The 25,217-nt window shown below is 47.3% G+C and carries 14 protein-coding genes; 12 read left to right on the forward strand and 2 right to left on the reverse strand.

Annotated elements, in window-relative coordinates; all coding sequences use genetic code 11:
• Positions 1-38: 38 nt before the first annotated feature.
• On the reverse strand, positions 39-2,642 hold the full coding sequence (nirB, locus tag JFC06_RS00315) for a nitrite reductase large subunit NirB (RefSeq protein ID WP_198333535.1): 2,604 nt from the start codon (positions 2,640-2,642) through the stop codon (positions 39-41).
• 587 nt (positions 2,643-3,229) lie between these two features.
• Here nirB and JFC06_RS00320 point away from each other — a divergent pair.
• From JFC06_RS00320 to cobA, 5 genes are all read left to right on the forward strand, one after another.
• A complete protein-coding gene (locus tag JFC06_RS00320) occupies positions 3,230-4,744 on the forward strand; it encodes a NarK family nitrate/nitrite MFS transporter (RefSeq protein WP_198333536.1) in 1,515 nt (504 codons plus the stop codon).
• Positions 4,745-4,769: 25 nt separating this feature from the next.
• Positions 4,770-6,887, forward strand: coding sequence for a protein kinase domain-containing protein (locus JFC06_RS00325; RefSeq protein WP_320158228.1), 2,118 nt, complete (start codon positions 4,770-4,772; stop codon positions 6,885-6,887).
• Positions 6,888-6,956: 69 nt separating this feature from the next.
• Positions 6,957-8,561, forward strand: coding sequence for an NAD(P)/FAD-dependent oxidoreductase (locus JFC06_RS00330; RefSeq protein WP_227670184.1), 1,605 nt, complete (start codon positions 6,957-6,959; stop codon positions 8,559-8,561).
• On the forward strand, positions 8,558-11,950 hold the full coding sequence (locus JFC06_RS00335; protein WP_406947928.1) for a molybdopterin-dependent oxidoreductase: 3,393 nt from the start codon (positions 8,558-8,560) through the stop codon (positions 11,948-11,950). Before JFC06_RS00330 ends, JFC06_RS00335 begins: the two co-directional genes overlap by 4 nt.
• Before the next feature lie 135 nt (positions 11,951-12,085).
• A complete protein-coding gene (cobA, locus tag JFC06_RS00340) occupies positions 12,086-12,961 on the forward strand; it encodes a uroporphyrinogen-III C-methyltransferase (protein ID WP_198333537.1) in 876 nt (291 codons plus the stop codon).
• 29 nt (positions 12,962-12,990) lie between these two features.
• On the opposite strand, the gene JFC06_RS00345 is transcribed toward cobA, so the two are convergent.
• Complete coding sequence (locus JFC06_RS00345) at positions 12,991-14,187, reverse strand: siderophore-interacting protein (RefSeq protein WP_198333538.1); 1,197 nt, start codon at positions 14,185-14,187, stop codon at positions 12,991-12,993.
• Between the two features lie 145 nt (positions 14,188-14,332).
• On the opposite strand from JFC06_RS00345, the gene JFC06_RS00350 reads away from it, so the two are divergent.
• The 7 genes from JFC06_RS00350 (at position 14,333) to JFC06_RS00380 (ending at position 25,156) form a co-directional block, all read left to right on the forward strand.
• Entirely contained in the window at positions 14,333-15,097 is a 765-nt protein-coding gene (locus JFC06_RS00350) for an ABC transporter ATP-binding protein (RefSeq protein WP_198333539.1), read from the forward strand.
• 64 nt (positions 15,098-15,161) lie between these two features.
• Positions 15,162-16,169, forward strand: a complete 1,008-nt coding sequence (locus JFC06_RS00355; RefSeq protein WP_227670185.1) for a TroA family protein — start codon at positions 15,162-15,164, stop codon at positions 16,167-16,169.
• A complete protein-coding gene (gene fhuB / locus JFC06_RS00360; protein WP_198333540.1) occupies positions 16,166-18,328 on the forward strand; it encodes a Fe(3+)-hydroxamate ABC transporter permease FhuB in 2,163 nt (720 codons plus the stop codon). Before JFC06_RS00355 ends, fhuB begins: the two co-directional genes overlap by 4 nt.
• Positions 18,329-18,763: 435 nt before the next feature.
• The gene (locus JFC06_RS00365; protein ID WP_198333541.1) at positions 18,764-20,113 is read left to right on the forward strand and encodes a diaminobutyrate--2-oxoglutarate transaminase family protein; all 1,350 of its coding nucleotides are present in this window, start codon (positions 18,764-18,766) and stop codon (positions 20,111-20,113) included.
• Between the two features lie 98 nt (positions 20,114-20,211).
• On the forward strand, positions 20,212-21,750 hold the full coding sequence (locus JFC06_RS00370; protein ID WP_198333542.1) for a pyridoxal phosphate-dependent decarboxylase family protein: 1,539 nt from the start codon (positions 20,212-20,214) through the stop codon (positions 21,748-21,750).
• Positions 21,728-23,524 (forward strand): IucA/IucC family protein, encoded by a 1,797-nt coding sequence (locus JFC06_RS00375; RefSeq protein ID WP_198333543.1) that lies wholly within the window; start codon positions 21,728-21,730, stop codon positions 23,522-23,524. The genes JFC06_RS00370 and JFC06_RS00375 overlap by 23 nt, the downstream gene beginning before the upstream one ends.
• A gap of 240 nt (positions 23,525-23,764) precedes the next feature.
• Complete coding sequence (locus tag JFC06_RS00380) at positions 23,765-25,156, forward strand: lysine N(6)-hydroxylase/L-ornithine N(5)-oxygenase family protein (RefSeq protein ID WP_198333544.1); 1,392 nt, start codon at positions 23,765-23,767, stop codon at positions 25,154-25,156.
• The last annotated feature ends 61 nt before the right edge of the window (positions 25,157-25,217 follow it).

Raw genomic sequence — 25,217 nt, forward strand, 5'->3', positions numbered from 1 at the left:
GTATGGTCGCGTTAATAAAGTGTTCTGCTGGTCTCTAATTAAGCCAACTCCACCACTTGAATGGCCGATTTTTCAGCATCCGTGGCGGGGCGGATTTGATCGCGTTCGGTCACAAACACGACGTTGTCATCGCCTTGCTCACTGTTCACAAAGTGACGAAAGCGTTTGAGCTTTTCGGTATCGTTAATCGTTTCAGCCCACTCACAGACGTAATTTTCGATGAGCAACTCCATCTGTGCTTCAAGCTCTTCTGCAATCCCTAAACTGTCTTCAATGATAACTGCTTGTAAGTACTCAAGCCCGCCCTCTAAGCTTTCGCGCCATTTTGAAGTGCGCTGGAGCTTGTCGGCTGTTTTGATATAAAACATAATGATGCGGTCGATATATCTGACTAGGGTTTCGGTATCGAGGTCGGTTGCGAACAGCTCGGCGTGGCGCGGCGTGATACCGCCATTACCGCAGACGAATAAATTCCAGCCGTTTTCGGTCGCAATCATGCCAAAGTCTTTGCTTTGTGCTTCAGCACACTCTCTCATACAACCTGACACCCCCATCTTAATCTTGTGCGGTGAACGCACGCCTTTATAGCGATCCTCTAATCTTAACGCCAGACCAATGCTGTCATCGACGCCATATCGGCACCAGTTGTTACCGATGCAAGACTTCACGGTGCGTAGCGATTTACCATAGGCGTGCCCCGTCTCAAAGCCTGCCTGCACCAGTTGTGTCCAGATATCAGGCAGCTGCTCCATACGTGCACCAAATAAGTCCACACGTTGTCCGCCTGTGATTTTGGTGTATAGATTGAACTCTTTTGCGACTTGCCCCAGCACGATGAGCTTATCGGCAGTGATTTCACCACCCGGCACGCGCGGCACGACTGAATAAGTGCCGTCTTTTTGGATGTTTCCTAAATAGTAATCGTTGCTGTCCTGTAGCGGGGTTAGTTCAGGCTTGAGCACATAATCATTCCAGCACGACGCCAAAATAGAGGCAACGGTCGGTTTGCAAATCTCACAACCATGACCGCGACCATGCTCCGTCAGCAGCTCATCAAAGGTTTTGATACCATGAACGCGAATCAAGCTGTATAAATCCTGACGAGAATAAGCAAAATGCTCGCATAAGTCGTTATTGACCTCAAAACCAAGCGTTTTTAGCTGGTAACTCACGGTGTCTTTTACCATTGGCGCACAACCGCCGCAGCCTGTGCCGGCACTCGTTACGGTTTTGATGTCAGAAATCGAGTACGCGCCGTTTGCGACTGCGGAGCAAATCGCCCCCTTCGATACGTTGTAACAAGAGCAAATCGTGGCGGTATCGGGTAAATTGTCGATGCCCATCATAGGTTTTTCGACGTTGGGTAGTATCAGGCTTTCGGGATGCGCTGGCAGATCAATGTCATTGAGATACAACTGCAGCAAGTTATTATAATCTTCGGTATCACCGACCAACACGGCACCAAGCAAACGTTTATTGTTCGCTGTGGTGACAAGCTTCTTATAAATACCTTCGGCAGGGTTTTGGTACAGGTAGCTTAGACTGTTGTCAGCAGCACCATGCGCGTCGCCAATACTACCGACATCAACGCCCATCAGTTTTAATTTGGTGCTCATATCAGCGCCCGTAAATCTTTGTTCCTGATTGCCGGCAATTTGGGCAGCACAAATGCTCGCCATGCTATAACCGGGTGCCACGAGGCCAAAGACTTGATTGTTCCACACCGCGCATTCGCCAATGGCATAGACATGCTCGGCATTGGTGCGACATTGCTCATCGATCAAAATACCACCTCGTGCTCCCATGGTAATCCCGCATTCAGGGTTGTTTTTTATTATGCCATCTTGCGGCCTGATACCCGCACTAAACACAATCATATCGGTATCTAATGAGCTGCCATCGGTAAATTGCATGGTGAGATAATTGGCATCACTGTCTGCACTATCTGTATTAGAAACAATGTCTTGGGTGTTTTTGCCTGTTAGGACTGTGACGCCCAGCGCCTCGATTTTACGCTTTAAAATCTCGCCACCTGCCGCATCAAGCTGAACCCCCATCAACTGCGGGGCAAACTCGACCACATACGTATCAAGGCCAAGGGTAACCAGCGCTTTTGCCGCTTCTAGTCCGAGTAGTCCGCCACCAACCACCACGCCTTTTTTGACTTTGGGTAATTCAGCAATGGCCAAAATCTCGTCCAAATCTGCAATTGTACGATACACATGACAGTGCGGATGCTCACGACCGGGAATCGGTGGTACAAAAGGATACGATCCTGTTGCTAGTACCAGCTCACTGTACTCAATTTTCTCGCCAGCTTGCGTGGTTATAGATTGATTGATCGAGTCGATCTCCACAACTCGCTGGTTTAAATGCAGTTGTATTTTTGATGAATCATAAGTGGTTAAATCGACTAGGTTCAGCTTGCTGGCATCTTTGTGCTCAAAATAACTGGACAAATACACACGGTCATAAGCAGGGCGGTCCTCTTCTGCAAATACATGAATCTCAAATTGTTCATGCAAGCCTTGCTCAATGGCTCTCTCAACAAAATGATGACCGACCATGCCGTTGCCAATCACGACTAAGTTGCCTTTACTTTCTGTGTTTGTGTTTTTTGTGCCTATTGTAGTGCTACTCATGCGTCTGTCCTCTATATAGCTGATAAATGACATTTAGATGCCTACTCATACAGAGCATTCAATAATTGTGCCAAGCAACTTTATTCTTGTGTATTTCTTGAGGCACGCCGTTATAAGCGGTTGAGTAAAAGACAAGGGCAAACAGTATGCTTATTAAGGTTTCTGAGAAATTTAACAGAGGCAAAAGAAAAAAAGATGCCTCTGTCTGTGTTGCTGATCAGAATGTCGATTATAAGTTTTCTATCAATGCCTCCATAAGATACAAATGCACCAACATAGAGATTACGTTGCCCCAATTTGGGTTCTCTCGTTGTGGGTAGGTCAAAACACTGCTTTTGTTTTTCTCCTCTTTTTTTGGTTCTTATAAAAAGGGTCATAAAGTTTTAGTGCCGTGGTAAAAGCGTCGTAAAAGCTTAGCAAGCAGGCGTTGTAGCTCTGCCTTAAAACCCTTGCTCATTTTAAAAACGCAATTTATTACCACAACTGGCATAGCCATTGCACCGCCTTAACTGTCTTAATGGATTTTTTTTGAACATTTGACGCTTTGCAATAACCGAGAAGTTAACCATTTAAGGAAGCCGCTGCCTATGTCATCGTCATCATCGACCCCTGTTGCCTCTACCCCAGACAAGCTAAACGTCTTATCTTTTTCAGGTAAAAATAAAATTCTTCACTTAGGTTGGATGGCGTTTTTTCTGACCTTTTTTGTGTGGTTTAACCACGCTCCGTTTTTATCCGCGATTGGTGAGACATTGAGTCTCACAAAAGACCAAGTCAAAACGCTTCTGATATTGAACGTGGCGTTGACCATCCCAGCCCGTGTCATTATCGGTATGTTGACCGATCGTTTCGGCCCGCGTCTTGTCTATACGGCGATTTTGGCTATCGGTGCGATTCCTTGCTTTACGTTTGCGTTCGCGCAAGATTACAACACCTTGGCGTTGTCCCGTTTTTTATTGGGGTTTGTTGGCGCAGGTTTTGTGGTTGGTATTCGTTTGATGAGTGATTGGTTCCCAACCAATGAGCTGGGCACGGCGGAAGGGATTTATGGGGGTTGGGGCAATTTTGGTTCAGCCGCAGCGGCATTACTACTACCCACCGTGGCGATTATAGCGGCAGCGATCTTTGGGGGCGATGAAGGCTGGCGTTATGCCACCGCCGTGTCAGGTGTGGTGATGGCGCTTTATAGTGTGATTTTTTATAAGATGGCGCGAAACACGCCTAAGGGTGCGACTTACTTTAAACCCAAAAAGTCGGGCGCTATGATGGTGACCTCATCGGGCGACTTTTGGCTGATGATGGTGTTTAAATTACCCATGTATTTGGCACTAGCTTTGTTGGCATGGAAGCTATCACCTGCGGGCGTGAGCCTGCTCAGCCAGTCTAGTGTCACGCTGATTTATATTGGTCTTGCTGTCCTGTATATCTACGAGTTCATCAGCAGTTATCGCTTTAATAAAGAGGTCTTTACCACGCCTGTGCCTGACGCGCATCGGTATGACTTTAAGCAGGTCGGTATTTTAAATATTCTGTACTTTGCAACTTTTGGTTCAGAGCTTGCTGTCGTATCGATGTTGCCATTGTTTTATCAAGAGACCTTTAATCTCTCGATCGTTATGGCGGGCGTGTTGGCGTCGAGTTATGCTTTTATGAATCTGATGTCACGTCCTGGTGGGGGTTGGCTCAGTGATAAGTTTGGTCGAAAAATCACCTTGCTGATTTTGACAGCAGGTTTGGCTGTTGGGTATTTGTTAATGGGCATTCTTGATTCAACATGGCCACTTGCGCTCGCGTTGTTAATCACCATGTTTTGCTCGTTTTTTGTGCAGGCAGGAGAAGGGGCGGTCTTTGCGGTGATTCCATTGATCAAGCGTAGTATGACGGGGCAGTTCGCTGGTATGACGGGTGCGTACGGTAACGTTGGTTCGGTGGTCTATCTCACGGTACTGAGTCTGGTGTCTTATCAAGTGTTTTTCTTCGTCATCGCTGCGACGGCAGTGGTGGGTTTCTTTGCGCTGTTTTTACTCAAAGAACCTGAAGGGGTCATTATTGAAGAGATGCCAGATGGGTCATTTGCTGAGATTCAAGTCAGTCATAGCTAGCACGAGAAAATAAATAAGGATGATTTTGAATACCATTCAAAAAGACATACAAAAAAACAGTCAACAAGGTGCTCATATGAGTGTCGATCAGGCAAGTAGTGCTGCAAGTGTGGCAATGAGTAGGGCTAGTGAATCCAGTCACCACAGCGTAGACTCTGCGTTGTGGTGGCTTGACTTTTTTACGATGAAAGGTCGTAAAGCCGAAAACCAAGACAGTCTCCTGATCACGACCTGCCTGCCGCGTTATCTTTTGGGTACCGCGTTGACCGAGTCTGACGACGTAAATCAAGACAACGCTTCTAAACCATCAGCACCACTGTTGGTGCTGATGGCAGATGGGGTCAGTGCTTGCCAGTTTCCCAAACAGGCAAGCCAGCTGGTCGTCAATACGGTCGCGGAAAAAATAACGTTAGCACTATCAAAGTTGCCGCACGTACAACAGCCGTCACGAGATCCACCTCAAATCACGCCTTTGGATGATGATTACATTGCGAGCATCATTAGGACGGCGGTAAATAAAGCCAATGATATGTTGTATTTTCCGCAAGCGTACCAGCGGGTGCCGCCTTTGTTGTCTACGCTGTCAGGGTTGTTGTGCATTGGTGATCGTATCCATCTGTTTCATACAGGCGATTCTCGTATTTACCGTGTTGGATTAGACAATCTGACGGTTCTTAGTGCAGACCACCGCATTCATCGGGGGGAAGACAAAGGGGCGCTGTCGGCGGCTATCGGCGCAGATGGACAGCTTGATCTACAACAGTCGGTGTTTACGCTGCATCAAAACGAGTGCTTGGCAATCATGACGGATGGGATTTATGAGCACATCGATGAGGTTGAGTTAGCGTTTGAGCTGTGTACAGCGGCGACAAACATGTGTCAGGCGCTGTCGGCCACGCACAGCTTGCCAGCAGGATTTCATGCCAGTCAAACCTTGTGCGAGCACGCTTTTACAGAAGGCAGTCATGACAACTTAAGTATGATCATGCTAAGTATGAATGCGATGCCAAAACCATCCAATTTAACAGAGAATTCTGGCGCTCGTTTTGAGTGTGATGGCTCTCATCTTGAGCATAATACCAGCGCGACCCACGATACTCCTCGCTATCAGCTGCCGCCAGCTTTAGAAATAGGGGGTAGCATTGATGGTTTTACCGTGCTGAGCATCATTGCGCGCACTGCCCGCAGTCACGTGTATTGGGTACAAGATAAAGACTGTAATGACTTTGTGCTGAAGTCGCCGAGCCTTGATACCATAGCGGATGGTCATTATTTGCGTGATTTTTTACAAGAGCGCAAAATTGGCCTGAGCTTGTCAAAGCACCGCCGCGCGGGCGAGTCTGCTTATAATCAAGCTGACCCCAATCGCTTGCAAGCGATGGATTCAAACAAAGCCCACGTTCATGGAATGGGCTCTGGGCTGAGCGGCTCAGGGCTACTGCGTTACTATCCAGTACCCGCCAGCACCACCTATCTATATCACCTAACTGAGTATATCGAAGGCGAGAGTTTACGTGACTTCATTGAACGACATGCGCCATGTGATGTTTGGCAGACCTATGATTTGCTGACCAAAATAGGTATGGCGGCGCGAGTGATGCACCGCAATTATCTCTTGCACCAAGATATCAAGCCCGAAAACGTGCTGTTGACCAAATCAGGCGCGGTGAAACTGATTGACTTTGGCTCTGCCAGCTCATCAATCTTAAAAGGTAGTACACGTCCTCCCAATGGCGATCTGCACTACGCTGCACCAGAGTACTACAGTGATGCACCAAAAGGGGTGCACTCTGATCTGTTCTCAATCGCTGTGATTGGTTATGAGCTATTGACAGGACAGCTGCCTTTTGGTTCGCAAGAGTTGATGAATCCGAAGCAGACCTTAGTCATGCCAACGCAGCCACTGCGACAACAAAACATACCGCCTGTTAGCCAACAAGCGCTTGTACGGGCGCTACATCCCAATACCAATGTTCGTTATCAAGCCATCGGTGAGTTTTTACAAGATTTCAACCCTGATAACCGCGCACGCAGCCGCGATCCTGAGCCACTTATTAAACGCAATCCTTTACTGGTGTGGCATGGCATTTGCTTCGTACAGACTGTCATCATTGTCTTGTTGCTATGGGTACATCTGTCATAGGTTGCCCATTTTCAAAGACGTGTCATCACTTGTTTAACGCTGCACTATGCTGCTAAGGAACTTCGTTTTATGTTGCTCCATACATCAAAAAATGCCGCCAAATCTGCGATTGATACAGATTCCCCTGACATACCTATCCATCAAGTTGTAACCGACCATACTTGTGAATGTAGTAATGATAAATATGGTAATGATAAATATAGCGCTGACGAATACAGCACTGATGCTCACAAAACCAACTGTTGCCACGATAAAATGGGTAGCGAGGGTGTTATCATCATCGGTGCGGGTATGGCAGGTAGCCGTTTCGCCATTGAGCTTGCACGGGTACAGCAGCAAAGTATACAAGCGAAAAATGAGCGCTTAGACAACCTGCATTTAAAAAGCCCTGACATACCACTACCCATTACTCTGATTGGTAAAGAACCACAGGTGGGCTACAACCGCATTATGCTGTCGCCTGTACTCTCAGGAGATGCGGCGTTTGAGGACACCTATTTATACGATAAAGCGGATTACGAGGCGCTGGGTATCACTGTCTTGGCTGGGTTGAGTGTCGATACGATTGATACTGAGCAGCAGTGTATTGAGCTTGGCAATGGACAAGTGCTCCGTTATGCCAAACTGGTCATTGCCACTGGTTCAACGGCTCGAGTGATACCGTTTCCCAATCATACGGCAAAAGGCGTTCATGTGTTTCGAGACGTGGCTGATGTCACAGCTTTGACTGAGTATGCTCGTCAAGGCAAAACAGGACTGGTGATTGGCGGCGGCGTACTTGGGTTAGAAGCCGCCTGTGCAATGTCCATGCAAGGGGCAAGCATGACCGTCATTCACGTGGATGACTATGTGCTCAATCGCCAGCTGGATTTGCCAGCCGCCCAGCTTTTACAAGCTGAGTTAAGCCGCCGCGGTGTTGGTCTTGAGGTATCTGCAAAGACAGAAGCCATCGCCATCAATGATAGAGACGAGGTGTGCGGGTTGGTCTTAGAGTCTGGCCGTACCTTACCGGCTGATTTTATCGTGATGGCAGTGGGCGTGATACCCAATACCTCCTTGGCCAAAGACAGCGGGCTTGATGTCAATCGCGGTATTGTCGTTGATAACTGCATGCACACCAGCTGTCCTCATGTGTATGCGATTGGCGAGTGTGTCGAGCTAGATGGGGAGCTGTTCGGCATGATCGCCCCAGTAAATCAGCAAGTTGATACGCTCGTCACGGTCTTAAAAGAAGCGGTAATATCAAGCCCCGTCATAGCAGCAGATAATACCAAATCCTTACAAAAGCACTGGAAACCCTTCGTCAGCAAACCCTTGTCATTAAAATTAAAAGTATCTGGCGTGGCAGCCTATTCGGCCGGTCAAATTGCCTTCGACAATGGCGACGCTGAGACCATTGAAACTCTCGTCTATCGCCAGCCTACCTTAAACCATTATCACTGTCTCTACCTGAAAAATAATCGGCTCGTTGGCGCCGTACTCTATGGTGATGTCAATGATGGCAGTTTCTACAGTCAGCTTATTACGGATAACGTCGATGTATCGGGCATAAAAGATCATTTAATCTTTGGTAGCGCTTATTGTGATTTAGACGTACTGGCTATGAGCAATGTCAGCACTGATAGCACAAGTGACGACGTAGACATGACTGAATTAGTGGAGGAGGCGTCATGAGTGACATGGCTATTCATAAAATCTCAGCGACCAATACAATCACAGATGCCAGTCATACCAAGCAAACGGCTGCGTCAAGTCATTTGGCTCACCCCGCTAAAACAGCGATGAGCCAGACGATAGCGACTCATACCATCAGCACTGCTGAAGATGTCCATGAAGCATCATCGCTGACCCCAGCTGATGGCGCGAGCAAAATGATACGTACCACTTGTCCTTATTGCGGCGTCGGTTGCGGTGTCCTAGCGAGTGTTAATGATAGGGGAGTAATCAGTGTCAAAGGAGACCCCGAGCATCCTGCTAACTTTGGCAAATTATGCTCAAAAGGCAGCGCGCTTGTCCAGACGCTTGGCACCGAGCGCCGATTGATTCAGCCTTACTATCAAAACAAGCGGGCATCCATGCAGCAACAGCAGCCTCTGCCATTGAATATCGCTTCTCACTTGAATCCTATCAAAACGTCTGATAGGCAGCCACTTATTGAGAACACCGATTGGGACACTGTGTTAGGGGATATTGCTAAGCGTTTAAATGATACGATCGATAAGTATGGGCGCGACAGTATTATGTTTTATGTCTCAGGCCAGCTATTGACTGAAGACTATTATGTTGCCAATAAATTCATCAAAGGCTTTATCGGTAACAATAATATCGACTCCAATTCTCGGCTGTGTATGTCATCAGCGGTAGCGGGACATAAGCGCGCGTTTGGTGCAGATCTGGTGCCGGGTAATTATGAGGATTTTGAAACCTGTGACTTATTGGTACTGGTTGGCTCAAACATGGCATGGTGTCACCCCATCCTGTTTGGGCGTTTCTTGACGGCCAAAAAATTGAACCCAAATAAAAAACTGATCGTGATTGATCCGCGGCGTACGGACGCTTGTGAGTTTGCCGATTTGCATTTGCCCATTGCGGCTGGTACTGACACGCATTTATATAATGGTTTATTGCGTTATCTTGAGCAGCACGGTTGCCAAGACAAGCAATATACTAGGCAATGTGTGGGTGTTGATGAGGCTTTGTATGCAGCCAAAATGTGGACGATTGACAAGGTGGCGAGCGCCTGTCAAGTGTCACCCGATAGTGTCCGTCAGTTTTATGAGTGGATTGCTGCCAATGACAAGACCGTGACTGCATTTAGTATGGGGGTGAATCAATCCAAAAGTGGCACAGACAAGGTCAATACCATTATCAACACCCACCTATTTACGGGGCGCGTGGGTCAAGTAGGGGCGAGCCCATTTTCATTGACTGGTCAGCCCAATGCGATGGGTGGGCGAGAAGTTGGCGCGCTTGCCAATTTATTGGCGGCCCATTTGGACTTAGACAATAGGGAGCATCGTCAGCTGGTGGTGGATTTTTGGGCGTCCCCTCAGTCTATCGCTGCAAATGTTGGTGTCAAAGCTTGCGATGCTGCCGATGCAATTTTGGATGGGCGCATCAAGGCCATTTGGATTATGGCAACCAATCCTGTGGTGAGTTTGCCAGAGGCGGACAGATTTCGCCAAGCGCTGGCTGAATGCGACTTGGTAATCGTGTCGGACTGCTCAGTAGACAGTGATACGGTAAAATGTGCTGATATTGTCCTGCCGGCCCAAGGTTGGGGCGAAAAATCAGGCACGGTGACCAATTCTGAACGGCGCATCTCGCGTCAGCGATCTTTACTGCCTGCGACAGGTATGGCAAAGCCTGACTGGTGGATACTGTCGCAAGTCGCCAAGCGTATGGGGTTTTCAGGGTTTGATTACCAGCACCCCAGCGAGATATTCAATGAGCACGTGGCATTGACAGCCTATGGCAATGATAAAAATCAAACTGTCTCAACCAAAAACCAGCCGCGTTATCTCAATCTTGCCAAAGACCTGTCTGTTTTGATGGCAGAGGCAACGCATAGCAATCACTCTATCCACCATCGGCGCATGCCAAACGCGCTTAGCAATGAAGACTACGACATGATGCGGCCATTTCAGTGGGGCGGCGCGCGTATTTCAATGACTGAGGCGGCAAATGAGCGGTCAGATGATTTATTAGGTGATATGACTATTCAGACGGCCTCTTGCATCAAAGCACAGCTGATAGCCATCACGCCTGCTGATAATGCCAGTGTGCCCAATCGGCACCGACACAAGCAAAGACACAAACGGCGATACAACAATATATCGTCAAAACTGAATGCGCCAACCCTTGATTTGCGTCTCATCACAGGTAGATTGCGCGATCAATGGCATACCATGACTCGAACGGGCCTCGCCCCGCAGTTAAATCAACACCAGTCAAAGCCAGTGCTGACGCTACATCCTGATGATGCCGCGCAGCTTGGTGTGGAAACTGATGATTTTGTACAACTGCATCGTCAGTATGAAGAAGGTGTGATAGCTGAGCAAGAGGCAAGTCAGGTGCTGGTACAAGTGGCAATGAGCGATGTGATGCGAGTTGGTGATGCATTTATGTCGATGCACTGGAGCAATGCTTTTGCCAGCTTTGCCCGTATGGGTACGCTTATTCCAACGGTCGTTGATCCGCACTCAGGACAGCCCGAGCTTAAAAATTCAGCCATCCGTCTTACCGCAGTGCCCATGCACACGTTTGGTAAGATTTTGGTGCATCCTGACTGGCAAGACACCGTTATAGTGCAATTGCGTACGATCTTGGACAATTTTGAGAAAAAGAGGGTACAAGAAGATGTATTCGAAAAAAAGAGTCACACAGGGACAAATGCTGCTTTGGCAAACCAACTGCCCGCCCTTACTTGGAACTTAAGCCGGCAAATGAACAGCGTACTGATTCACTTTGCCAGCCCAAATATCAGTGTGAGTCATACTTTAAACACTTCTGATTTTTGGCAGCAATTTGCAGAAGCGATACAGTATTCAGGGCAGTTGGCATCACAAACGCACACGACCAATACGGCGTTCACCATTAATAAACAGCGTGATCAATTGCGCTTCATTATGACCCAGTCCATTCGTGCAGCGGTAAACAGCAGCGCGTCAGCCAGCACTGATCATACAGACAGTATCGCAACAGAGGGTGAGGGGTCTAATGAGAAACTCATCATGGCCGTTTATCTTGCACCAACGCCCAAGGCCTTACCCAGTATCCAATGGCTCGATAGCTGCTTTGCCGATGCCAATCAAATGCCTGTCAATCAGCGTTATAAATGGTTACTGGCTGGCCGTCCTGCCAGTGGCTATGTCGATCCTGGGCCACTCGTCTGTTCGTGCATGTCCGTTGGCGAAAACCGTATTATTGAGGCGATCGCTAAGCAGGGCTGTACCAGTGCGGCAGCTGTTGGGGAGCAGTGCCGAGCGGGCACCAATTGTGGCTCTTGTGTCGGTCAGATTAATGACTTAATCATAAAACATGCTCAATTAGAGTCAGCTTAATGGCTTGCTGGCATGTCACTTGCAACGGATGATGTGCAACTAAAAATTGGCTGAGCCTGAGCAGAAGTTTATTAAATCGCCTTATTTTTAGTGCGCTACTTTACTGTACTTATACTGTCATCAGGAGCGACCATCATGCCCAATTCACCAGCCTTTATTGCAAACAGCGCACCCTACGGTTTAACGAGTCAAAAGTGCATGGAGAGCGGGGTGCAAGATACCCAATTGAGTCAGAAACAAGGCGCGGTCTATCTGGTAGGCGCAGGATCTGGTGACCCTGAATTGTTGACGCTAAAAGCACTGAGGGTGATGCAGCGCGCAGATGTGGTGCTGTACGACAGTTTGGTCTCTGAAGATATTTTGGACATGTGTGCGCTGACTGCCGAAAAGATATTCGTCGGTAAACGTCGTGCCAATCATGCGCTACCACAAGCGGGAATCAATGAGCTTCTCGTCAAGCACGCCCTTGCTAATAAAACAGTGGTTAGACTAAAAGGCGGTGACCCTTTTATTTTTGGACGGGGCGGTGAAGAGATCCAAGAGGTAGTACGGCATGGCATTTGTTTTGAATCTATTCCTGGTATCACCGCAGCCAGCGCCGCGGCGAGTCGCGCGGGTATCCCATTGACACACCGCGATCACGCCCAATCGGTGCAGTTTGTCACAGCTTGTAAAAAACTGGGCGCACCCAATGAGGACTATAGTGAATTACTGGACAGCACTCAGACAGTCGTTTTTTATATGGGATTGCATCGTTTGGATGAGATGACAAAAGGGTTGATAGAGGCAGGGCGAGACGGTGCGACGCCGTTTGCGATCATCAGTCATGCAAGCCTACCCACGCAGCAAGTACTCATCGGCACGTTAAAGGATATCGCCGAGCAGCAAGCATCCGCCAGCCTGCCCACACCAGCACTGCTGATTATGGGCGATGTGGTCAATTTGTATGGTGAGTTTGCAAACTATAACCTTGCGTCACTTAGTCAAACCTTGGAAGTCAGTTGTGTGTAAGCAGGTATCAGACAGGCTCATAAGTAGCCTCAGTCTTTGCGCCAATACACCTTAATAACGGAATCACTACGCTCTAATCCTAGCCTTTGTTGAATCAGCCCTCGAAGTGCTTTTGCTGTACCCGCCTCTAAAGCGCCCCAAACTGTATCAATTTGTATGGGGTGGTTAGTCAGATAGTTGGCCAATGTGTGGTCAATTAAGGCAGCCAACTCTTTTCCTGAGTTGACCTTACCTGTCACCAAAGACAACAGCATAAAGCTGTTGTCTATCTGACACTCAGCACTTTGTCTGGTCTTGTCACCGTTTTTTTTATCAGTGCCTATTTTAACTGCATCAAAGTACGCTTGATCGGCTAGCTCTTGGGTAACACAAAGCACCAAAGGCGGTAGAGGATTGTCCCAAAGCTCCAGTAAGCGTGCCACGGTGGGCATCGAGGTTTCATCAGCAATCAGTAACGTTTGTCCATCCTGCAAATGGGCCGTTTTTTCAGGGAACTCACGTTTACTCATGACGGTATCGCCTACTTGTAATGAGCGTGCCCAATGACCACCGGGCGTATCCCCATGCAAAAAAACATCAACCCATGCGCGTACGCCATCTGACGTCTGCCATGCTTTTCTTAATGTGTAATAGCAATGAGCACGCGTAGGCGAGGCCTTATCGTCAACGTTTTGTGAAGCGCTGGCATTATGCGCCAAATCAAACAAGTACGCATAACCTGCTTCATCAACAGGGACAGAGTTTTTGTTGGAGACATCCAACGTAGACCCCGTCAATTCAAGACGCAGCATATTTGGACTGACCTTATAGCTGTCCTGTACTAAAAAAGTCTGTTTGGTCAGTTTGATGGTTTTTTTGCCGAGTTTTTTATCCGCTTGTTGTTTGAGCAAAATATATTGCGTATTTAAGTCACTAAACTGGGTGATGGGCGCTGTAAAGGCTATAAAAAATGTCGGGTTGTGTGCCTGAGCAGACGTTTTTTTTGTGCCTTTATATTGTATTTGTAAAGCGATTGCCTCGGCATAGATATCAACCAGCTGTACGCTTGCCTCATCCATGTCTTCTGACGACAGAGAAGTAAAAGCGGTCAAAAACCCGAGCAATTCATCGTAATGCTCTTCATTGATGTGAGTGATGGCGCTGGCAAGTTCAGGAAAGTTTAAGGGGGTATAGGCGTTTGCTTGGGCATAAGAAGTGGGATTAGCAGAGGAGGTAGAATGGGTCATTTATATACTCACGAACAATAGTGGAGGAAGATAAAAAATATATTAAGTTAATGATAATTGTTTTTATTATCATTTACGAGTAAAATCAATTTTTATTGGCTTTTTTAGACAAATATCACGACTTTAATGAACGACGGGTAACTATATGTTATGTGCAGATCAACTGACCATCAGCCGCCAAGGCAACACGTTACTAGACAATGTGAGCTGTGAGATGGATACCAATGAGCTGGTCGCCTTAGTGGGGCATAACGGCTCAGGCAAATCCACTTTGATTAAAGCGTTGGCAGGTGAGATGACAATTAATGGTGGCAGTATCCGCTTAGATGAGCGCCACATTAGCGACTACAGCAGTAAGGAGCTGGCCAAGCAAATGGCCTATCTACCGCAGCAATTGCCGGATGCGGCTGGATTTACGGTGCGCGAGCTGGTCATGCTAGGACGATATCCACACCAAAAATGGCTACAAAAGCCCAACCAAATTGACAAGGATAAAGTTGCACAAGCGATGCGTATTACTCAAGTAGAGGCGTTCGCTGACCGTACGACTACCACGCTGTCAGGCGGTGAGCGAGCACGAGTTTGGCTTGCCATGTGTCTGGCGCAAGACACCCGTTATCTATTGCTCGATGAACCATTAGCAGCACTGGATATGCATTATCAATTAGAAGTGATTCAGCTTATTCGTCGTTTGGTCGATGAGCAGGGCTTGTGTGTGATTATTATTGTGCATGATATTAATCTGGCCGCGCAGTATGCGGATCGAATTATCGCCCTAAAAAACGGCCGAGTTTGTCACAAGGGTGATATCAAAAGCACCATGCAGCCCAACATACTGCGCAGTATCTTTAATGTGGATATGCAGCTGCTCCGTCATCCTATAACGGGACAACCTGTCGCCATCGCTTGATGTCTGATTTATCTTCTTTTTTTATTCATTGATTCTTCTTACTCGCCTAAAAAGATAGACCCTTATGTTTTCTGTTCTGTACAAATACAAATTCTCCCGTCTGATAATCAAACCTTCAGTATCTGATTGTTTCAACTCTGTGCTGCTTAAGCGAAAGGGGTGGGCTGTCATCACAGCATTGGTATTCACCACTGCCCTTACTGCGTGTCAGCAACCAACAACGGGACAAAAAGATGCTCGGGTAGATCAGCCTGATAACGTTAAAATCAATATTGCTTCTCCTGATTGGGGCAATGCGGCGACGTTGACGGCCATGGGCTATCCTCCGATTGCGACAGGCGATATCAGAGTGTGGGACAGATGGGTCGGCACGCCTAAACTGCCAACTTCGACGGTTGATGTCGGTATCCGTTATCAGCCCAATGCCGAGTTAATCGCTCAGCTGCCAGTAGATATGGTCGTGGATAACTTTTTTTATGAGCATGCTCGCAGTCTTTATGGTGACGTCCCCGCAGAGTCGATTATGTTTGCTGCTAAAGGGGAGAGTGCGACTTGGGCGGATTATACTGAGCCGACTCGCCAGCTGGGCAAACTGATCGATGCGCCTAAATTGGCTGAAGACTATGTTATCAAAAGCCATAAAGATATCAAACTTGCTGGTGCGCGCCTGCAACAGCGCTATCCAAACATCAAGAAATTCGCCGTCGTACAGTTTGCGGATGCTAATAATATGCGTATGTATGTTGCTAATAGTTTGTTCCAGCCCGCGCTTTCACAGATGCAAAAAGAGCTTGTGGTACTGGGCCTAGGCAATAGTTATGGCTTCGTTCCGATACGAATGGGCGATTTGGCGCAGTTAGATGAAGATGTTTGCTTATTAATTATAGATCCCCTTAGTCCAATCACTAGGGCTGAGATTAAAGACAGTTTGGTGTGGCAACGCTTAAGCTATGGGAACCAGCGTTGTATGGGCGAGCTGCCACCCGTATGGATTTATGGCGGCATGTCATCATTGGTAGGGTTGGCACATAACTTATCCACTGTTGAATTAAAAGGCGGAGCTGCGTCATGAACACCCATATTGACAATCACTCTCAACATCTTAATGCCAATCATACTAATAATAATGCTAATCCTATGACGTCACTTTCCACTTCTCAGTCGGTTGAGTTATCAAAGCAGTCCCCAAAAACAAGACAACAATCATCCGGCCCCCCGCCAACTCCACCGCAACAACAAAACGTCTCCTTGTTCATTAATTCTTGGCGACTGTGGGCTATGGTTATCACCCTCATCCTGTTGTCATTATGGAGCAGTTGTGCATTGATCGCTCAGGAGTGGACGCGCCCACTAAGCGAGTTGTTTCTTCCAAGCTCGCAGTTGGATATCGCCAGTATGGCAACACAGCTACATCTAGTGGCGACCAGTATCGTGGCGCTGCTGGCAGGAGGGCTGCTTGGGGTGGTCAGTATCTTGCTACAGCAACTGGTCAAAAACCCGCTCGCTTCAGACACCACCTTGGGTGTCGGCGTCGGCGCACAATTGGCGATGTTGATCGTGTCGCTGTTTTTGCCAAGCTTGGCGATTTATGGTGGTGTTTATGTCGCCTTTGTTGGGGCGATTATCAGTATGGGGCTGGTTTTTGCTTTATCGGCACCCAGTCGATTTAACCCGTTGATTTTAATATTGGCAGGCTTGGTGGTAAATATTTTGCTCGCTGCCGTCGCCAACGTATTGGTGTTATTTTTTGCTGAACGTAGTAACGGGATGCTGTCGTGGGCCGCGGGTTTTTTGGCGCAAAACAGCTGGTCTACCAGTTTGATGCTTGCGATTACCACGATTGCGATGACGGCTGTGTGCTTGCCTTTATTGAAGCCACTGACCTTGATGAGTTTGGATGACATGCAAGCCAAGCGTTTGGGGGTGCCGATTAACGATATACGTGCCACCGTGGTACTTATTGTGGCTATCGTGACGGCTTTGGTGGTCAGTGAAGTCGGTCTGATAGGCTTTATTGGTCTTGGTGCTGCAAGCTTAGTCAATGCCCTTGGTGTCTCTTCAATCAGCAAGCGTTTGGTCGCTGCTTTTGGCCTAGGTGCCCTGCTGTTATGGCTAACCAGCAACGTGGCGTTATTACTTGAGCCGATACTGAGTATGCAAATTCCTGCAGGGGCGATGACGGGTATTCTTGGGGCGCCACTTATTATTTGGCTGATTTTACGTCAGCGACGTGAGCGTATAGAGACAGTGATTCCAACGCTGACGGGTAAGAACACGCCTGTCGCATATTGGCGCTGGGGTCTTGGCGTGGTCGTGATGATCGTACTGGCTTGCCTTTTTGTGCAGGATGTCAACGGCTGGGGTGTGAGTACGGACTGGGCAATCACCGAGCAGTATCGACTACCACGCAGCTTGAGTGCGGCGGCAACGGGTCTGATGCTAGCTGTGGCAGGTGTGTTATTACAAACACTCACGCGTAATCCGATGGCAAGTCCAGAAGTATTGGGGGTCAGCTCGGGGGCAGCGCTTGGGGTTATTTTAGGGTTTTTATTGCTACCAAGTTTAGGAATTACCGCTGGCGCAGGTACTTTGCTGATGTCAGGATTGTCTGGTGCGATAGCCGTATTGCTATTGATTATTTGGCTGGCACGCAGGGTAAGCTCAGGCTATCTGTTATTGGTTGGTATCGGTATTGCTGCCATGATGGATGGAGTGATGCACATGGTCAAGCTGTCTGGTGATCCGCGCCTAGAGGCGATGCTCAGCTGGTTATCAGGGACGACTTATAGCGCTCAGCCTAGTACGGTATGGTATCTCATCGGCATTGCGCTTGTCTTATTTGCCTTAAGCTTATTATTCATCAAACCCTTACGGGTTCTTGGTTTGGGTACGGGCGTCGCTCGCACGCTAGGGGTGGCCGTAACCCCAGTGACGATAGCGCTATTAGCACTAGTGGCAGCGCTTAGTACAGCCAGTACGCTTGCGGTAGGACCGCTCAGTTTTATTGGTTTGATGGTGCCACATTTGGCGACCTCCCTTGGTGCGGTAAGACTTGAGCGACAACTGCCTTTGGCGGCACTATTGGGCGCAGGGGTGATGGTGTTGGCAGATTGGGTAGGACGCTACGTCATCTTTCCGTATGAGCTACCGGCGGGCACTATTGCTGCCATCATTGGTGGCGCTTATTTCTTATGGCTGATTCGTAAAGTGCCCGTGGCCGTGAGTCGATAGTTTCCCAGAAAAAAGACAGGTTGATGACAATGCTGATGAGTTTACACTTGTGAGTATTTGTCGTTTGTCTGCGACTGAGCGTTAACAAACCTTGTTTTTGTACCAATTCTTGAGTTAATCGTTCAAAAATAAATAAAGTGGGTTGACAGCTGCGCAAAGGTCATCAATAATACGTTCCACAAATGATAATGATTATCACTTTTATTATCATTTAATATTTTGATCGAGGTTGTAGTGGATTTACACTATGTTTTTTAAATAAAGCTGACTGCACTAGTAATCATCACGTTTTTAATAACTGTGTTTTTAAGAGCCATATTTTAATAACTGAGCTTTTAACCCCTATTGTGTTCAATGATGGTATCTACAAACAGTCTGCAAACATTAAAACTTGTATTCGAGTTTTAGTGCATAAGCCGAATAAGGTTCGATGCTATGTCTACGTCTTTCTCAAAAGAAAAAAACAATAATAAACGCTATTTACATCGCCAAGCGCAGTTTGAATCCAAGGTGCGCAGTTATCCTCGCAAACTGCCTTTTGCGATCCAATCAGCTACAGGCGCTTGGATTACTGATGTGGAAGGCAATAAGTACATAGACTGTCTATCGGGCGCAGGGACACTGGCACTTGGGCACAATCATCCTGTGGTCACTGAGAGCATCAAACAGCTTTTGGACAGCAATCTGCCGATGCACACCTTAGACATTACCACGCCATTAAAAGACAAATTCAGCGAATTTATGTACACGCTTTTGGCGACCGAGAGTGACGAGTATTGCTTGCAGTTTTGTGGACCAACGGGCGCTGATGCGGTAGAAGCCGCGATGAAATTGGCAAAACAAGTCACTGGTCGCTCAGGCATCGTCAGCTTTAGTGGTGGCTATCATGGGATGACGCATGGCGCGCTTGCTGTCACTGGCAATCTGGCACCCAAGCAAGGCATTGAAGGCCTGATGAGTCCGGTACAGTTTTTACCGTATCCCAATGCTTACCGTTGCGCTTTTGGTTTGTCTGCTGAGCAAAGTGTCAGCGCTCATATCACTTATTTTGAAAATTTTTTAAAAGATGTAGAAAGCGGCGTGGTCAAACCCGCGGCCGTCATTTTAGAAGTCATTCAGGGAGAAGGCGGGGTCAATCCGGCACCAATTGAGTGGCTCAAGCAGGTACGCCGAGTGACCAGAGAGCTTGATATTCTATTGATCATTGATGAGGTGCAAACGGGATTTTGCCGTACGGGAAGCTGGTTTGCGTATCAATACGCAGACATCGATCCTGACATGATTGTCATGTCAAAAGCTATTGGCGGCGGTCTGCCACTTGCGATACTCGGTGTTAAGAAGCAATACGATGCCTGGCAAGCGGGCAATCACTCGGGCACCTTCCGTGGCAATCAGTTGGCGATGGCAACAGGACTTGCCACCCTCGAATATCTAAAAGACAACGATATGGCAGCTTATGTGGCTGAGAGCGGCGCTTGGTTTATGTCAGAGTTAAAAGGACTACAAAAACGCTATCCGAGAATTGGGCATGTCAGAGGTCGAGGCCTGATGATCGGTGTGGAGATTATAGATCCGGCTCTGCCTAGACACAGTGATGGCAGTTATCCTGCCGATAGTGCGGCGGCGGCAAGCATTCAGCAGGCGTGTTTTAGACACGGTTTAGTCATTGAAAAAGGGGGACGCGGCGGCACCGTCCTGCGCTTCTTGCCACCGCTTAATGTGACAAAAGACGAGCTACACCAAGTATTAGACAAGCTAGAGCAGGCGCTACAAGAAAATCAGTAGCGCATCGTAACACTCGTATAATTTTAGCTTAAAAAACGCATAACAATAATCGCATCTCTCATTTTAATAGAGGCGCAAGACAAACTGGTGAGGATATTTTGCATTTATTAAACGAGAAAACCAGTGAGCAATACCTCACACATATGCATAAAACGAGTGCCATCATTAAACAGTGGCTCAATGACAACAACGTCTATTCAGGTGGGACCCCGCAGCAAGTGCAAGCAGCGAATTCGGTCAGTATTCAGTCACAAGGACGAGATATCGAAGCCATACTGGCGGATATACAAGACAAGTTTTTGCCCAGCTCTGTATCCACGGCACACCGTCGTTGTCTAGCGCACTTGCATCCACCGACCTTAGTGATTGGTCAAATTGCCGAGATGATCATTGCGGCGACCAATCAAAGTATGGACTCTTGGAACCAAAGCCCTGCCGCCACTTATATCGAAAAAGATTTGATCGAGTGGCTGTGCCAGCTGTGCCATTTTGAAACCAGTGATGATGTTCAAATACACACTCAAACAGACGCTGATGCTGATAACCAAGCAAGACACAAGGCAGGTGGCGTGTTTACCAGTGGCGGTACCCAAAGCAATTTGATGGGATTGCTCTTGGCGCGCAATAAGTTCTATGCAGCCAAAGGCATCAATGTACACAAAGACGGCATGATGGGTCAGCCGCGCGGCATCATTCTTTGCTCAGACCAAGCGCACTTTTCTATCGAAAAAAATGCAGCATTGTTAGGGCTTGGCATTCGGTGCGTTGAAAAGGTAGGTACCGATGCGAGTGGCGCGATGCTTGTCTCTCATCTACAGCAAAAAATAGAGGAGATAGGCGCGGATAATGTGATGGCAGTGATTGCCACGGCTGGCACCACAGATTTGGGTGCGATTGACCCTTTAGCTGACATTGCCAAGATGTGCCGTGAGCATAAGATATGGCTACATGTGGATGCGGCTTGGGGCGGGGCTTTGCTCCTGTCTCAGCGTTATCGTCATCTCATTGACGGCATACAAGCAGCGGATTCCATTACTTTAGACTTTCACAAGCATTTCTTTTTGCCGATCAGCTGCGGTGCTTTTTTATTACGGGATCAACAAGACTTTGAGAGCATTCGTCATCATAGTGAGTATCTTAACTCCTCCGATGATGAAAAAGACAATATCCCAAATCTGGTCACGTATTCTCTCCAAACCACGCGTCGATTTGACGCTTTAAAGCTTTGGATGGCGCTTGACTTATTAGGGACGGATGATTATGGCGCATTGATTGACAACTGTCTTAGGACAGCGAGACAAGCGGCAGAGCTGGTTGAAGACCACGCTGATTTTGTGTTGGTGCATCAGCCGATTATCAGCAGTGTCTTATTTTACTTTAAACCGCAAAACACCGCGTTGTCCGACCAGCAGCTGTCTCAGCTAAATCGCCAAATAGCGCAGGACTTGTTAATCAATAATATTGCCAACGTGGCCACCACTCAATACGAGCAGCACCTTTGCCTAAAATTCACTATTTTAAATCCTAATACGCAAGCCTGTGACATCAATACCATTATAGAACAGATGACTATCGCTGGTTTTAATCGACTCCAAAATTATGAGGGACAGCCCTATGATGCAACAAAAAACGCTTGATCGTTTGACACTACAAAATTTAGTGAATGCCTACTGTTACGAGACAGGGCGCGGCAAAATCATGCCAGTCAAGGGGCAGGACTTACTATATAAACAGATCTCGCAAGACAAGCCTGTTTTGGTATTAAATCTGGCACAGCACAACACTATTATGGCGGTGCCCGTGGACAGAGTCAGCCAGTTGGGTCAGCACCGTTTTGCTGACACGCCTTCTGTATTAAATGCAGCTTCATTAAACGACGCTCAATCAGAACCTCAATGGCTAAAACCGTCTGCTGTGAGCCTTGCGTCTTTTATTATCGAAGACATCGTGCATCAGCACAAAGATGATGTAAAACTCGATGGTAATGGTGTACTAAAGCGCTGGCTTGAAAGCTATGAAGGGCTGCAAACTATTTTAGCGCATCGCAGTGATGAGCTTGATGACATTATCGATGACACACAAGATTTTATTCAAACCGAGCAAAGTCTGATTTATGGACATGCCATGCATCCGACCCCAAAGGGTCGTGCAGGTTTTTATGGTGCTGAGTGGGCAAAGTATGCCCCCGAAACCAATAGCAAAACGCAGCTGAACTATTGGCTGGTGCATCCGGACTATATTGTCGAAGAGTTTGTCGATGGCGATAGTATTACCGCTGAGCTAAAGACCAAGCTACTCGCGGATATGAGCGACTATCAACGACAGCTTATCAACCAATATCCCAACCATAAATTATTGCCACTACATCCTTGGCAAGCGACGTTCTTGCAGCAACAAGCCTGGTATCAGGCGTTAACTGAAAAAGGTCAGCTGTTTGATTTGGGCGCGCTTGGCTGGCATTTGCATCCGACGACATCAGTGCGTACGCTCGCGGCATTTGAGGCACCGTGGATGTTTAAGTTATCGCTATCGGTAGCGATTACCAATTCTGTGCGTATCAATTTGCCCAAAGAGTGTAAGCGCGGTATGCACGCCTGCCGGATATGGCGTAGCGATTATGGTAAGCAGTTGGGCGCTGAGTATGACACGATTGCGGTATTGAACGACCCTGCGTGGATTGCGTTGTCTATAGACGGCACAATCATCGATGAAACCATCTGTATCTTGCGTGACAATCCTTTTACCCAGTCCATGCAAGTCACCAATCTTGCAAGCTTGAGCCAAGATCATCCCACTCGTCTCACCAATCGCTTTGCCACTTTGTTTGCGTCTATCCATCAGCGTACTGGTAAGCAGTTGGACGAGATTGCGACTGGATGGTTTGACACTTATCTAAAAGTCGGTTTTATACCGCTCATCCACATGTACTATCAGCATGGCATTGGTTTTGAGGTGCATCAGCAAAACAGTCTGATAGAGCTAAAAGAGGGCTATCCTGCAAAGTTTTGGGCGAGAGACAATCAAGGGTTTGGCTATATTGCTGAGTATGCGATGCCGCTAATTGATGCGTATCCTGAGCTGATTAGTGAAGGTGAGTGCGTCATTCCAGAAGATTTTGCCGATTCGCGCGTGGCCTATTATCTAGTCGGCAATACTATTTTTGGTCTTATCACCGCGATTGCTCGTACTCAGCTTGTCAGTGAAGCCACTTTATTGGCCACGTTTCGAGATTGCTTAGAGACGCTGGACAGCCAGTATCCGCATCGCTCGTTATTTGATCTATTACTGCGTAGTCCGACGTTACCATTCAAAGGCAATCTGCTGACCAGACTTCATGCGCTGGATGAGCTGACGGCACCTGTGGAAACCCAGTCTATCTATGTCGATATTCCCAATCCTATGAGCGCTTAGGGTCGGTATGGTCAATATTAAATGAAACAGTTACAGGTCGTTGTAGTCAGTTGAAAATAAAATCAATACATTAACATCCTCGTTCTAATGGGATAAATTTTTCTTGCTTGCTGTTCGCAGGCGTGACAGAGGTTTTGGAATATTTATCTCAGTTTTGCTGACAGACTTTTATGTTGACTTAGCGATAGCTCGATATAAATCAACATGTAAACAATCGGTATAAATCAGTAAGGAATTAACGTGTTAGATCTTCTCGGTATCGGTTTGGGGCCATTTAATCTTAGTTTAGCGGCATTGCTCGACAAAACAGACGTCAATGCCAAGTTCTTTGAGCAAAAGGCGGGGTTTAATTGGCACAAAGGTATGATGTTACCGCACACCACACTACAGGTGCCCTTTATGGCAGATTTGGTGACATTGATAGATCCGACCAGCCCGCATTCATTTTTAAACTATCTGCATACGCAGCATCGACTGCTCAAGTTCTATTTTTTAGAGGACTTTAAGATTTATCGTAAAGAATACAATCACTATTGCCAATGGGTGGCAGGGCAGCTGGATAGCGTGGTGTTTGATGCGCAAGTGATAGAGGTGGCGTTTAGTCAAAACTGTGATGAGAGTTCCAACGCTAAGGAACATAACGGATTTGTCGTGACGGTTCAAGAGCAAGGCGAGCAAAAGACGTATTACGCCAAAAACCTAGTCATAGGCACGGGCACGCAGCCGACGCTACCGACTGCACTGCAAAAGCTTGCCAATCAAGCACCTGAGCGCTGTATGCATACCGCGCACTTTACCAATAACTTTGATCTTGAAGCCATTAAGGCAAAAAGTAGCAAACAAAATGACAATAAGTCAGACGATAGATTAACCAAAATCGTGGTCTTGGGGTCTGGTCAGTCGTCAGCTGAGGTATACCGCGAATTGTTTGAACAGCAACTTGATAGCAATGATGAGCCAAAATTTCAATTGGACTGGATCACTCGCTCGTCTGGTTTTTTTCCGATGGAATACTCGCCATTGGGGTTAGAGCACTTTAGTCCCGCCTATACCGATTACTTTTATCAGTTGGACGGCGCGACCAAAGCAAAAGTCGCACCCAAGCAGGACCTGCTCTACAAAGGCATGGGGTTTGACACCATACGCGATATTTATCATAAGCTCTATGAGCGCAGCATTGGCAATCAAGCGCCATATACGACACTACTGTCCAATTGTGCCGTGATCGAGGCAACCCTTGACGATACTTTATTTGATGACACCTTAAAAGTAACGTTTGAGCAGTGTGAGCAGCAGCAGTTTTTTACGGCGGATTACGACTGCCTCATCGCTGGCACCGGTTATCGTCATGCGCTGCCTACCTGCCTAAACCCATTGCTACCATCCATTGATTATGATGAATTTGGCCAACCAAAGATTGATCGGCACTACGCGTTGATGTATCAAAATCGTGATAGTAATAGCGGCAAAGTCTTTGTACAAAATCAAGAAATTCATACTCATGGCGTAGGTACTCCTGACTTGGGGCTGGGTGCCTATCGAGCCGGGCAAATCATCAATCAATTACTAGGTAAGGCCATTTACGACACCGATGCATTAGAGGTGTTCCAAAAATTTGGCGCATCCTCCTAATGCCATGGTCATCATATCAATGAGCAGTATCGCGATTTATTTTAAAAGGCGTACGTTTTTA

The sequence above is a fragment of the Psychrobacter namhaensis genome (assembly GCF_016107545.1).
In the GTDB taxonomy this organism is placed as follows: Bacteria; Pseudomonadota; Gammaproteobacteria; order Pseudomonadales; family Moraxellaceae; genus Psychrobacter; species Psychrobacter namhaensis.